Raw genomic sequence first — 13,901 nt, 5'->3', positions numbered from 1 at the left:
CGAGAACGCTTTGGAGTGTCCCATGTCATTTATCGACCGTCACCTTGGCCCCCGTGGGCGCGAGACCGAAACCATGCTCAGCGCCCTGGGCTACGATTCATTGGCTAACCTCATCGACGAGGTGATTCCCTCCAACATTCGCTTGGACGGCGACCTAGATTTACCAGCTCCCCTGAGCGAGCTAGAAGCTCAGAAGAAAATTGCTAGCTATGCCGCTCAGAACCAGGTGAAGCACCAGATGATTGGTGCCGGCTACTATGACACCGTCACCCCTGCGGTCATTCGCCGCAACATTCTGGAGAACCCCGGTTGGTATACCTCCTACACTCCCTACCAGCCAGAAATTTCTCAGGGTCGCTTGGAGGCTCTGCTGAACTTCCAGAACACCGTCATGGAACTGACCGGTCTGCCAGTAGCCAATGCCTCCTTGCTCGATGAAGCTACTGCCACTGCTGAGGCTGCCGTGCTCATGCACCGGGCTAACCGCAAGGTAAAGAACGGTTTCTTCGCCATTGACTCCCGCGCTCTGCCCCAGACGCTCTCAGTAGTTCGAGGCCGTGCTGAAGCTCTTGATATTCCTTTTGAAGTCACTGACTTCAGCCAGGGGCTTCCCGAAGGTGACCTCTACGGCGTCATCCTCGCAGCCCCCGGTCACGATGGTGAAGTGCGCGATATTGAACCTCTGATTAAGGAAGCCAAGGAGCGCGGCGCACTGGTTACTGTTGCCGCTGATTTGCTTTCTCTCACCCTGCTGACCAGCCCCGGTTCCCTGGGTGCCGATATCGCTGTGGGCTCCACTCAGCGTTTCGGTCTGCCTTTCTGGTACGGCGGCCCCCACGCTGCTTACATGGCGGTCACCAAGGGTATGGAACGCAACCTGCCCGGCCGTCTGGTCGGCGTCTCTAAGGATTCTGCAGGTAAGCCCGCCTACCGTCTGGCATTGCAGACCCGCGAGCAGCACATCCGCCGCGAGAAGGCGACCTCCAACATCTGTACCGCCCAGGCACTGCTCGCCATCGCAGCTGGCGCCTACGCGGTCTACCACGGCCCCGAAGGTCTGCGCGCTATCGCCAACCGCCTGCACGATAATGCAGCCCGCGTGGCGACTGCCCTGGTCGCCACTGGTCTCACCCTGGTCCACGAGAACTTCTTTGACACCGTTGCATTCGAGGCTCCCGGCCGCGCTGACGAACTGGTTGCCAAAGCACTAGAAGCTGGCGTGAACATCCGCAAGCTTTCCGCTGACCGCATCTGCCTATCCATCGGTGAATCCCACTCCGAAGAGGTTCTGGAAGCTCTGGTCAGTGCCCTGGGTGGAACCCTGGGCGAGGCTGAAGGCTACGAGCTGCCCAGCGAACTGCTGCGCACCGATGACTACATGAGTCACCCGGTCTTCCACCTCTACCGTTCAGAGACCTCCATGATGCGCTACCTGCGCGCACTCTCTGACAAGGACCTTGCGCTGGACCGCACCATGATTCCACTAGGTTCCTGCACCATGAAACTCAACGCCGCAGCTGAGATGGAACCCATTTCCTGGCCCGAACTCGCAGGTATCCACCCCAATGTACCCGCTGATCAGGCTCAGGGCTGGAAGGCGCTCATTGACGAGCTGTCTAACTGGCTGGTTGAAATCACCGGCTACGATGCTATCTCCCTGCAGCCTAATTCCGGTGCCTCTGGCGAATACGCCGGTCTGCGCGCTATCCGCGCCTACCACGAGGCCAATGGGGACACCCAACGCACCGTCGTATTGATTCCCAACTCGGCTCACGGCACGAATGCTGCCTCCGCTGCGCTAGCAGGGCTGGGAGTTGCCGGCGTTGCTACCGCCCCCGACGGCTCCATTGACGTGGAGGATCTTAAGGCAAAGATCGAAAAGTACGGCGACACCATCGCCGGTATCATGATCACCTACCCCTCTACTCACGGTGTTTTCGAAGAGCAGGTCGTAGAGGTTTGCCAGCTGGTTCACGACGCCGGCGGACAGGTCTACGTTGACGGCGCTAACCTCAACGCTCAGATGGGTCTGGCACAGCCCGGTAAGTTCGGTGGCGACGTATCCCACCTGAACCTGCACAAGACCTTCGCTATTCCCCACGGTGGTGGCGGCCCCGGCGTCGGCCCCGTAGCTGTCGGCGCCCACCTGGAGAAGTACCTGCCCGGTAACGGTTTCGAGGCCGATGCAGATGGCAACCTGGCAGCACCCCTGCCCATCTCCCAGGCAATGTTCGGCTCGGCCGGTGTACTTCCCATCTCCTGGATGTACATCGCTATGACCGGCGCAGAAGGCCTGCGCGAATCATCCGAAATCGCCATCCTTTCTGCCAACTACATCGCCAAGAAACTAGGGAGCCTCTACCCCGTACTCTACGCAGGTGAAACCGGCCTGGTAGCCCACGAATGCATCCTTGATCTGCGCCCGCTTACCGCGGATTCAGGTATCACTGCCGAGGACGTCTGCAAGCGCCTCATGGACTACGGCTTCCATGCCCCCACCCTGTCCTTCCCCGTACCCGGCACCCTCATGGTCGAGCCCACCGAGTCAGAATCCCTGGCAGAGCTAGACCGCTTCATCGAAGCAATGGAACACATCCACGCCGAAATCCAGGAAGTCATCGATGGGACTGTTACCGCTGAAGAATCAGTTCTTCGCCAGGCGCCCCACACCGCCGAGGTTGTCACCGCAGACGAATGGGACCGCCCCTACCCCCGCTCCCAGGCAGCCTACCCCGTGCCCGCCCTACGCCTGAACAAGTACTTCACCAGCGTAGGCCGCATCGACGGCGCCGGCGGCGACCGCAACTTCGTCTGCGAATGCCCGCCCATGGAAGCCTTCGACCTCGAAGCCAACTAGGTATCCAACCCTTGGATATGGCTTTTCGCAGGTACTAATACTTCGCTGACAGAGAGGGCGGCGGCACGCCAGAACCTCTCGCCCGGTTCGCTAGCGCTCATGAGGCGATTCACGCCAGACCCGACCAGCTTGCCGCCGCCCTCTCTGTCAGCTCCCACACCTGTGAACCGTCTCAATTATTCTTCAGACCCGAAAGGTTCAACCATGACTCCCCAAAAAACAGCTCTCTACACCGTCCACGAACAGCTTGGTGCTTCCTTCACCGACTTCGGCGGCTGGGATATGCCCCTGAAATACACCAACGACGTTGAAGAGCACAAAACCGTACGCAACGCAGCCGGCCTTTTCGACCTCTCCCATATGGGCGAATTCCGCGTTAAGGGTGCCGACGCCGGCGCCTACCTGGACTACGTCCTGCTCTCCAACATGTCCATCCTCAAAGTTGGCAAGGCGAAGTACTCCCTGCTGCTCAACGACAATGGCGGGGTCATCGATGACCTCATCACCTACCGCCTGGCAGAGGACGAATTCCTCGTCGTCCCCAACGCCGCCAACGTCGAGGTAGACTTTGAGGCTTTCCAAGAACGTCTGGGCGACTTTGATGTCACCCTCACCAATGAAACCGCTGATACCTCATTGGTCGCAGTACAGGGCCCGGCAGCAGAAGCCATCCTGCTGGACATGGCACCGGACTCTCCCGAAACCATCACCTCCATGGGCTACTACGCGGCAGCCCCGGTACTCTTCGGGAACATTCAGACCCTGGTCGCCCGCACCGGCTACACCGGCGAAGACGGCTTCGAAATCTACGTACCCAACCAGGATGCCGAGACCCTCTGGAACCTGGCAGCCACTCGCGGTGAAGCCCACGGCGCCCTCCCCGCCGGTCTGGCAGCCCGCGACTCCCTGCGCCTTGAAGCCGGCATGCCCCTCTACGGCCACGAACTTGGCCTAGACGTCGCACCCGCAGAAGCAGGCATGGGCAAACTGGTAGAAATCGCCCTCACCAAGAAAACCGCCGACTTCGTAGGTAAAAAAGCAGTAGCAGCACAGGCAGAGAATGCCCCCGCCCGCTCCCTCATTGGTCTCAAAGCCCAGGGTAAGCGCCCCGCCCGTGCCGGTTCGAACATCATCGACGAAGCAGGCAACTCCATCGGAGAAATTACCTCCGGCATTCCCTCACCCACCCTGGGATACCCCATCGCGCTCGCTCTGATAAACACCGAGCACGCACACCAGGGCACCACGGTGAACGTTGATATTCGTGGTAAGGCAGCCCCCTTCGATATCGTGCCGACCCCCTTCTACCAGCGCGAAAAATAAGCCCTCAACGCTCACCTAAAGCGCGCCTATCAGCCCACCGATAGGCGCACTTTTGGCTACCCTTTCCCGCATCACACCAAAGGTTTCACCGTGGACATCGACTTCGTACCGGACTTCTCACCGACCGCCCACCAGGAGGCTGACAACGCCCAGAGCCAGGCTGAAGCACTGAACTATGACATCAGCGTCTTTGATCTCTTCTCAATCGGTATCGGCCCCTCCAGCTCCCATACCGTGGGCCCTATGCGAGCCACCAACCGCTTCATCGCCGAACTCATTGACACCGGCTCCCTGAACCAGGTCACCGGCATCCACATCGACCTCTATGGTTCCCTGGCCGCCACCGGCGCCGGGCACGGCACTATGAGCGCCGCCATCAAAGGACTGGCAGGCTTCGTGCCAGAAACCATCAACATCGCTGATTCCGAGCTGTTCCTCGACCGCAACTCGGTCGATAGCACCCTGCCCCTGGCAGGCTACCCCTCTGAAGCTTTTGCTAACGGCGCCCCCGCCACCGACCTTCCTCAGACTACCGGGCCCAACATCAGTTACCGAGAAGCTGACATCACCCTACGTCCACTCACCGTGCTACCCCGGCACACCAACGGCATCAAGGTCACTGCCTACGCGGGGGAGCGCACCCTGCTAGAGCGCACCTATTTCTCCATCGGCGGCGGCTTTATCATCGAAGAACACGAGGACGCCGCCGGGGCAAGCGGCCTCACCAGTGCCCCCTACCCCTTTGGATCTGGCGCTGAACTGCTGGATATGGCAAACACTGCTGGGCTTTCCATTGCAGCCCTCAAGATGGAAAACGAAAAAACCGAACGCACCGAAGACGAAGTGCGCCAGGGCATCCTCGCCATCCGTCAGGTCATGAAAGAGTGCATCGGCTCATCCTTAGAGCGCGTGGGTTACCTGCCGGGCCCCCTCAAAGTCCGTTGCCGCGCCGGAGCCTGGCACCGCGAGCTCTTAGCAGAAGACCCCCGTAAGTCACCAGAATTCGCCATCGACTGGGTCAACCTCATAGCCCTAGCCGTCAACGAAGAAAACGCTTTCGGCGGGCGCATCGTCACCGCACCGACCAACGGTGCATCCGGCATTATCCCCGCCGTGCTGCACTACGCTCTCAACTACCTCCCCACCATCCGCCACCGCGGTCAACACGTCATCGACGATGCCGTGGTGGACTTCTTCCTCGCCGCTTCCTCCATCGGAGCCCTCTACAAAAAACGCGCTTCGATCTCAGGCGCCGAAGTCGGTTGCCAAGGCGAAGTAGGCACCGCCTCATCTATGGCCGCTGCCGGGCTTGCCCAGGTCATGGGCGGTACCAATGAACAGATTGAAAACGCTGCAGAGATTGCCATGGAACACAACCTCGGCCTCACTTGCGACCCCGTCGGCGGTCTGGTGCAGATTCCTTGCATCGAACGCAACGCTATGGCAGCCTCCAACGCCGTTACCGCCGCTAAAATGGCGCTACGCGGCGACGGACACCACCGCGTCTCCTTGGACCAGGTCATTGAGACGATGCGGCAAACCGGTGAGGATATGTCCCACCGCTACAAGGAAACCTCCATGGGCGGTCTGGCGGTCAACGTCGTCGAGTGCTAGTGCTCTAGTTCTGTTAGGTGCAAAGTAAGCGGACGCACGCACACCAGCTGACCCTCTTGCAGTGATGAGCAAAGAGAAAGCCTCGCAAGCTCAGACTCTTTTGCCCATTGCTGCAATTCACGCCAGCCCCGAGCCAGCTGGCTCTGCGTGCGTCCGCCAGCTTTCTGTAGCGGTTACTGGGCCCTGCACGGCTACAGCTAACCGCCGACAGTCATGTGGCGAGAGCACACCCTCCTCACGTTGTAGTTAGAAATGAGCATGCCCGTCCGTGCCCTCATTCTGCTAAGAGTCTGCATCCGAAGTTTGCAAAAAGCGACTTTATTAGATATAGACAAACGTGCACACATTGCTGTAATGTGAATGTTTGCGCTTCCCTAATCTTCTGTGCCTTCATATAGCGGTGGGCTGGTTGTAACAGGATAAAACGTACGTTTCTAACCTCTTTCGCAATCTAGTCTCACCGGCACAGCACAGGTGTCCGAGAAGGGCTTTTTTGTATTTAAGGGAAGAAGAGGCGTGCACCCTGGTGGGGGAGCGGGTACGAACAGACATGTCTGTGGAAGGATCCAATATCTTGGTCGCCTCGAGCACCTCACATACCGAAGCCGCTAACGGCGCAGATTCGCAGCGCCGAATCTCATTCGCAAAAATTGCGGAACCCCTGCAGGTCCCAAACCTGCTCGCTCTGCAGCTGGACAGCTTTGACCGCCTTGTAGGCAACGAACGCTGGCAAGAGAAGGTAGCAGTCGCCGAAGAAACGGGTGACGCCTCCGTCCCCCGCGTTTCCGGTCTGGCTGAAATCTTTGAAGAAATCTCACCGATTGAGGATTTCCAGGGCACCATGTCCCTGTCATTCTCAGAACCTGAATTCGCTGACCCCAAGTACACCATGGAAGAGTGCAAGGATCGCGATGCGACCTACTCAGCTCCGCTGTACGTCAAGGCCGAATTCATGAACAACAACACCGGCGAAATCAAGCAGCAGACCGTGTTCATGGGCGATTTCCCGCTCATGACCGAGTCTGGCACCTTTGTCGTTAACGGCTCAGAGCGCGTTGTTGTTTCCCAGCTGGTGCGTTCACCCGGTGCTTACTTTGAAAAGACCCAGGACCGCACCTCCGATAAGGACATCTACTCGGCCCGTATCATCCCCTCACGTGGTGCATGGTTCGAGCTCGAAATTGATAAGCGTGACCAGGTTGGTGTGCGTCTAGACCGCCGTCGCAAGCAGTCCGTCACCACCCTGCTGAAGGCTATGGGCTGGAGCGAAGCTAAGATCCTCGCCGAGTTCGGCGAATTCGACTCCATCCGCGCCACCCTCGAGAAGGACACCGTTCACACCCGTGAAGAGGCCCTGCTTGATATCTACCGCAAGCTGCGCCCGGGCGAACCGCCCACGGTTGATGCTGCTCAGTCACTGCTGGACAACATGTACTTCACCCCCCGCCGCTACGACCTGGCAAAGGTCGGTCGTTACAAGGTCAACCGCAAGCTGGGTATCGACACCCCCGTGAATGATCCATCAGCAGCAGTACTGTCTCAGGACGACATCGCTGCGATGATTCGCTACCTGGTCACCTTGCACGCTGGTGGTAGCACCATCAAGGGTGTTCGCGACGGTGAAGAAGTTGAGCTGCGCGTTGACGTGGATGACATCGACCACTTCGGTAACCGCCGTATCCGCGCGGTAGGCGAACTCATCGAGAACCAGATCCGCACCGGCCTGTCCCGTATGGAACGCGTGGTGCGTGAGCGTATGACTACCCAGGACGTTGAGGCAATTACCCCTCAGACCCTGATCAACATCCGCCCGGTTGTTGCCTCCATGAAGGAGTTCTTCGGTACTTCCCAGCTCTCGCAGTTCATGGACCAGAACAACCCGCTTGCAGGTTTGACCCACAAGCGTCGTCTGTCTGCTCTGGGTCCCGGCGGTCTGTCCCGTGACCGTGCGGGCATGGAAGTCCGAGACGTCCACCCCTCCCACTACGGCCGCATGTGCCCCATCGAAACCCCTGAAGGCCCCAACATTGGTCTGATTGGCTCGCTGGCTACCTACGGTCGCATTAACACCTTCGGTTTCATCGAGACCCCCTACCGCATTGTGCGCCAGGGTAAGGTCACCGATGAGGTTAAGTACCTCACCGCTGATGATGAGAAGGGCAATACCATTGCTCAGGCGAATGCTCCCCTGAACCCCGATATGACCTTCGCTGAAGAGCAGGTTCTCTGCCGTGCCGGCGACGGCTCAGGCGAAGCGGTTCTGGTTGATGCAGCCCACATCGAATACATGGACGTTTCACCGCGTCAGATGGTTTCTGTGGCAACCGCACTGATTCCTTACCTGGAACACGATGACGCTAACCGCGCGCTCATGGGTGCCAACATGCAGCGTCAGGCTGTGCCCCTGCTGGAGTCTGAAGCTCCCGTCGTGGGTACCGGTATGGAACGCTACGCAGCTATTGACTCCGGTGACTCCGTCCTGGCTAAGAAGCCCGGTGTTGTCTCTGAGGTTTCCGCTGACCTGGTTGTTGTGCGTAACGATGACGGCACTACCAGCTCTTACCCCATCCTGAAGTTCCAGCGTTCAAACCCCGGTAACTGCTACAACCACCGCGTGGTTGTTAAGGTAGGCGACCGTGTTGAGACCCGCGGCCTCATCGCTGACGGACCCTCAACTGATAAGGGTGAACTGGCGCTCGGCAAGAATCTGCTCGTGGCTTACATGTCATGGGAAGGTTTCAACTTTGAGGACGGTATCATCCTGTCCCAGCGCATGATCTCTGATGACGTGCTCACCTCAATTCACATTGAAGAGCACGAAATCGATGCCCGCGACACCAAGCTGGGTGCTGAAGAGATTACCCGCGACATCCCCAACGTCTCTGAGGAAGTACTGTCAGCTCTTGATGAGCGCGGTATTATCCACATTGGCGCTGAGGTTGAAGCCGGTGACATCCTGGTGGGTAAGGTCACCCCCAAGGGTGAGACCGAGCTGACTCCCGAAGAGCGCCTGCTGCGCGCTATCTTCGGCGAGAAGTCACGCGAAGTCCGCGATACCTCCCTGAAGGTCCCTCACGGTGAATCAGGTACTGTTATCGGCGTGCGCATCTTTGACCGCGATACTGACGAAGATGATCTGCCCAGCGGTGTTAACCAGCTGGTGCGCGTCTACGTTGCTCAGAAGCGCAAGATCACTGTTGGCGATAAGCTGGCAGGCCGCCACGGTAACAAGGGTGTTATTACCAAGATCCTTCCCGTTGAAGATATGCCCTTCATGGAAGACGGTACCCCCGTTGACATCATCCTTAACCCCCTCGGCGTCCCCGGTCGTATGAACATCGGTCAGGTACTCGAAGTTCACACCGGCTGGCTCGCTAAGCAGGGTTGGAAGATTGACGGCAACCCCGCCTGGATCGACAAGCTGCATAACTTCCCCAAGGAAACCGGCCCCACCACCGTGGCAACCCCGGTCTTCGACGGCGCGGGCGAAGATGAACTCTTCGAACTGCTCGATCATGCTAACCCCAACCGTGACGGTGATCGTCTGATCAACCGTTCCGGTAAGGCACGCTTGCTCGATGGCCGTTCTGGCGAGCCCTTCCCCGAGCCCGTTTCCGTGGGTTACCAGTACATCTTGAAGCTGCACCACCTGGTGGACGACAAGATTCACGCACGCTCCACCGGCCCCTACTCCATGATTACCCAGCAGCCCCTGGGCGGTAAGGCTCAGTTCGGCGGTCAGCGCTTTGGTGAGATGGAAGTGTGGGCGCTTGAAGCCTATGGTGCTGCTTACACCCTGCAGGAAATCCTGACCGTAAAGTCCGATGACGTTCACGGCCGCGTGAAGGTCTACGAGGCGATCGTTAAGGGTGAGAACATCCCCGAACCCGGCGTCCCCGAGTCCTTCAAGGTCCTGATCAAGGAAATGCAGTCACTTTGCCTGAACGTTGAGGTTCTCTCAACTGACGGTAAGACCATCGAAATGCGCGATGTAGAAGATGAAGGCTTCCGGGCAGCAGGTGAGCTGGGTATTGACCTGTCTCACGCGGAACCCAACTCCGTAGAAGAGGTCTAAACCTTTGCAGGTTTACCCTCATCGTTGCCCAGAACTAAGACTTCATAACACTAGGAAAGAGATAAGGACCACATGTCCAACGAATCTTCACTTGGTTTGATGCGAATTGGCCTTGCGACCTCAGCAGATATTCTGAGCTGGTCGTACGGCGAGGTTAAGAAGCCCGAAACCATCAACTACCGAACCCTCAAGCCGGAGAAAGAAGGCCTCTTTGATGAGCGTATCTTCGGCCCCACCCGCGACTGGGAATGCTACTGCGGTAAGTACAAGCGTGTACGCTTCAAGGGCATTATCTGTGAACGCTGTGGTGTTGAGGTAACCCGCGCCAAGGTGCGCCGCGAGCGCATGGGTCACATTGAGCTTGCTGCTCCCGTGACTCACATCTGGTACTTCAAGGGCGTGCCCTCACGCCTGGGCTACCTGCTGGATCTGGCTCCGAAGGATCTTGAGAAGATCATTTACTTCGCCGCCTACATGATTACCGCTGTGGACGAGGACGCTCGCCACGAGGACCTGCCCAATCTTCAGGCCGCGCACGACCGCGAGAAGAAGGTTCTGCAGGATCAGCTGGATGCCGACATCAACCTCATTGCCCGCGAAACCGAAGAGGAACTCGCTCGTGTTGAGGCTGAAGGTGGCAAGGCTGCCGAGAAGCGTAAGCTCCGTGATAGCGCTGAGCGTCAGATGGCGTCGGTTCGCAAGAACGCAGAACGCGAAATTGAGCAGCTAGAGCGCGTCTGGGATCGCTTCAAGAACCTCAAGGTCGCTGATCTTGAAGGTGATGAGGCGCTCTACCGTGGCATGGTCGATAAGTACGGTATGTACTTTGAAGGCTCCATGGGTGCTGAGGCTATCAAGAAGCGTCTTGAGACCTTCGATATGGAAGCCGAAGCTGAGTCTCTGAAGGACACCATTCAGACCGGTAAGGGCCAGCGTAAGACCCGCGCCCTGAAGCGTCTGAAGGTTGTTAACGCCTTCCTGACCACTGATAACTCACCGCTGGGCATGGTCCTGGATCACGTCCCTGTGATTCCGCCAGAACTGCGCCCCATGGTGCAGCTGGACGGTGGCCGCTTTGCGACTTCCGACCTCAACGACCTCTACCGTCGTGTGATCAACCGTAACAACCGTCTGAAGCGTCTGCTGGAACTCGGTGCCCCCGAGATCATCGTGAACAACGAAAAGCGCATGCTGCAGGAAGCGGTTGACTCACTCTTTGACAACGGCCGTCGCGGTCGCCCTGTCACTGGCCCCGGTAACCGTCCTCTTAAGTCCCTTTCAGACATGCTGAAGGGTAAGCAGGGTCGTTTCCGTCAGAACCTTCTGGGTAAGCGCGTTGACTACTCGGGTCGATCCGTTATTGTCGGTGGCCCCACTCTGGAAATGCACCAGTGTGGTCTGCCCAAGCAGATGGCGCTTGAGCTCTTCAAGCCCTTTGTGATGAAGCGTCTGGTTGATCTCAACCATGCTCAGAACATCAAGAGCGCTAAGCGCATGGTAGAGCGTTTCCGCCCCCAGGTGTGGGACGTTCTCGAAGAGGTCATCACCGAGCACCCCGTGCTCCTGAACCGCGCACCTACCCTGCACCGTCTGGGTATCCAGGCCTTCGAACCCCAGCTGGTTGAAGGTAAGGCTATCCAGCTGCACCCGCTCGTATGTTCAGCATTCAACGCTGACTTCGACGGCGACCAGATGGCAGTTCACCTGCCGCTGTCACCCGAAGCGCAGGCTGAAGCTCGCATTCTGATGCTGTCCTCTAACAACATCCTAAAGCCCTCAGACGGCCGTCCCGTTGCGGTACCTGACCAGGATATGATCATCGGTCTCTTCCACCTCACTACCGCACGTGAAGGTGAAAAGAACGAAGGTCGCCTGTTCTCGTCTTACGCTGAAGCGATTATGGCGATGGACCGTCACGAGATTGAGCTCTACACCAAGGTCAAGATTATTCTTGATGACTTCGTACCCTACGAGGGCTTTGAGGCTCCTGAAGGTTACGAGGTAGGTCAGCCCGTTCTCGTTGAAACCACCGTCGGCCAGGTTATCTTCAACCAGGCTCTGCCCGCCGATTACCCCTGGTACACCGGTGTTGCAGACAAGAAGTCACTGGGTGCACTGATCAACGATCTTGCTGAGAAGTACCCCATGTACGTAGTTGCCCGTTCACTGGATAACCTGAAGAACACCGGCTTCTACTACGCTTCGCGCTCAGGTGTGACCGTTGCTGTTTCTGACATCGCAGCGCCCCCCACCAAGCCCGCCATTATGGAAGGCTACGAGAAGCAGGCAGCTGACATCGAATCCCAGTTCGAGATGGGTCTGATTGACGACGTTGAGCGTCGTACCGAGCTCATCGACATCTGGACCAAGGCAACCGATGAGGTTGCTGAGGCTATGAAGGAAAACCTGGCTGAGAAGAACACCACCATCAACCGCATGGTCACCTCGGGTGCACGTGGTAACTGGATGCAGGTTCGTCAGATTGCCGGTATCCGTGGTCTGGTGTCTAACCCCAAGGGTGAAATTATGCCCCGCCCGATTAAGTCTTCTTACCGTGAAGGCCTATCGGTTCTGGAGTACTTCATTGCAACCCACGGTGCACGTAAGGGTCTGGCTGATACCGCGTTGCGTACCGCTAACTCGGGTTACCTAACCCGCCGTCTGGTGGACGTTTCTCAGGATGTCATCGTGCGCGAAGACAACTGTGGCACCCGCCGCGGTCTGACTCTGCCTCTTACCCAGGTGGACGAGCACACCGGCGCCGTTTCCTTGCACGAGAACGTTGAGTCTTCAATCCACGGCCGCGCTTTGGCTGTTGACGTGAAGGCTGAAGACGGCACCGTCTTGGCGGCTGCCGGCGCTGACGTGTCAGATATCGTCATTGATGATCTCTACAAGGCTGGCATTCAGGAAGTTAAGGTCCGCTCGGTCCTGACTTGTGAATCAGCTGTTGGTGTCTGTGCACTCTGCTACGGCCGTTCTATGGCATCAGGCAACCTGGTCGATATTGGTGAGGCTGTCGGTATTATCGCTGCTCAGTCCATCGGTGAACCCGGTACCCAGCTAACCATGCGTACCTTCCACACCGGTGGTGTCGCATCAGCGGATGATATTACCCAGGGTCTGCCCCGTATTCAGGAACTCTTCGAAGCACGTACCCCCAAGGGCGTAGCTCCGATTTCAGAGGTCACCGGTCGCGTGTCGATTGAGGACACTGAGAAGTCACTGAAGGTTGTCATCACTCCGGATAATGGCGATGAGCCCATCGCCTACCCCGTCCTGCGTCGTGCCCGCCTCAATGTTACTGAAGGCGATCACATCGAGGTCGGTGAGCAGCTCGTTGCCGGTGCTGTTGACCCCAAGGAGGTGCTGCGTATTCGTGGCCCCCGTGAGGCTCAGAAGCACCTGGTGGATGAGGTTCAGGGCGTCTACCGTTCACAGGGTGTAGGCATTCACGATAAGCACGTTGAGGTTATCGTCCGCCAGATGCTGCGCCGTATTACCGTGATTGATTCCGGCGATACCGCACTGCTACCCGGTGAATTGGTTGAGAACATTGCCTTCCAGCGCGCTAACCGCGCTGCTCTGGCTGAGGGTAAGCGTCCTGCTGCGGGCCGCCCCGAGCTGATGGGTATCACGAAGGCGTCACTGGCCACCGAGTCCTGGCTGTCAGCTGCTTCCTTCCAGGAAACTACCCGAGTTCTGACTCAGGCGGCTATGGAAGGTAAGTCTGATCCGCTGGTTGGCCTCAAGGAAAACGTCATCATTGGTAAGCTGATCCCCGCCGGTACCGGTCTCGCTCGTTACAACGATATCGAGGTTGAACCCACCGACGAGGCTCGCGAAGCGATGTTTGCGCAGACCGCGACCCCCTATAACGATTTCAGCTACGCCGAGACCAACGAGGGTGCTATTAGCCCCGAGTTCCAGGCGATTCCGCTGGATGACTACGAGTTCGGTAAGTAAACCGTTCTTGAGCCGTTAGGCTAAGCCAAAGGGCGCTTTCTCACTCTTCGTGGGAAAGCGCCCTTT

At 58.1% G+C, this 13,901-nt stretch carries 5 protein-coding genes; all 5 read left to right on the top strand.

Going from position 1 to position 13,901, the window contains the following annotated elements; genetic code table 11:
• Nucleotides 1-22: 22 nt before the first annotated feature.
• The gene (gene gcvP / locus VVR27_RS00380) at nucleotides 23-2,857 is read left to right on the top strand and encodes an aminomethyl-transferring glycine dehydrogenase (RefSeq protein WP_368546587.1); all 2,835 of its coding nucleotides are present in this window, start codon (nucleotides 23-25) and stop codon (nucleotides 2,855-2,857) included.
• 204 nt (nucleotides 2,858-3,061) lie between these two features.
• On the top strand, nucleotides 3,062-4,180 hold the full coding sequence (gcvT, locus tag VVR27_RS00375) for a glycine cleavage system aminomethyltransferase GcvT (RefSeq protein WP_368546586.1): 1,119 nt from the start codon (nucleotides 3,062-3,064) through the stop codon (nucleotides 4,178-4,180).
• Between the two features lie 168 nt (nucleotides 4,181-4,348).
• Complete coding sequence (locus VVR27_RS00370) at nucleotides 4,349-5,794, top strand: L-serine ammonia-lyase (RefSeq protein WP_368546869.1); 1,446 nt, start codon at nucleotides 4,349-4,351, stop codon at nucleotides 5,792-5,794.
• Nucleotides 5,795-6,368: 574 nt separating this feature from the next.
• The gene (locus VVR27_RS00365; RefSeq protein ID WP_368546868.1) at nucleotides 6,369-9,869 is read left to right on the top strand and encodes a DNA-directed RNA polymerase subunit beta; all 3,501 of its coding nucleotides are present in this window, start codon (nucleotides 6,369-6,371) and stop codon (nucleotides 9,867-9,869) included.
• A 72-nt stretch (nucleotides 9,870-9,941) separates the two neighbouring features.
• On the top strand, nucleotides 9,942-13,835 hold the full coding sequence (locus VVR27_RS00360) for a DNA-directed RNA polymerase subunit beta' (RefSeq protein ID WP_368546585.1): 3,894 nt from the start codon (nucleotides 9,942-9,944) through the stop codon (nucleotides 13,833-13,835).
• The last annotated feature ends 66 nt before the right edge of the window (nucleotides 13,836-13,901 follow it).

The sequence above is a fragment of the Rothia sp. LK2492 genome (assembly GCF_040946345.1).
Classification (GTDB): domain Bacteria; phylum Actinomycetota; class Actinomycetes; order Actinomycetales; family Micrococcaceae; genus Rothia; species Rothia endophytica.
Note: the sequence above shows the minus strand (reverse complement) of the source record. Positions and strands in the feature narration are given on the sequence as shown.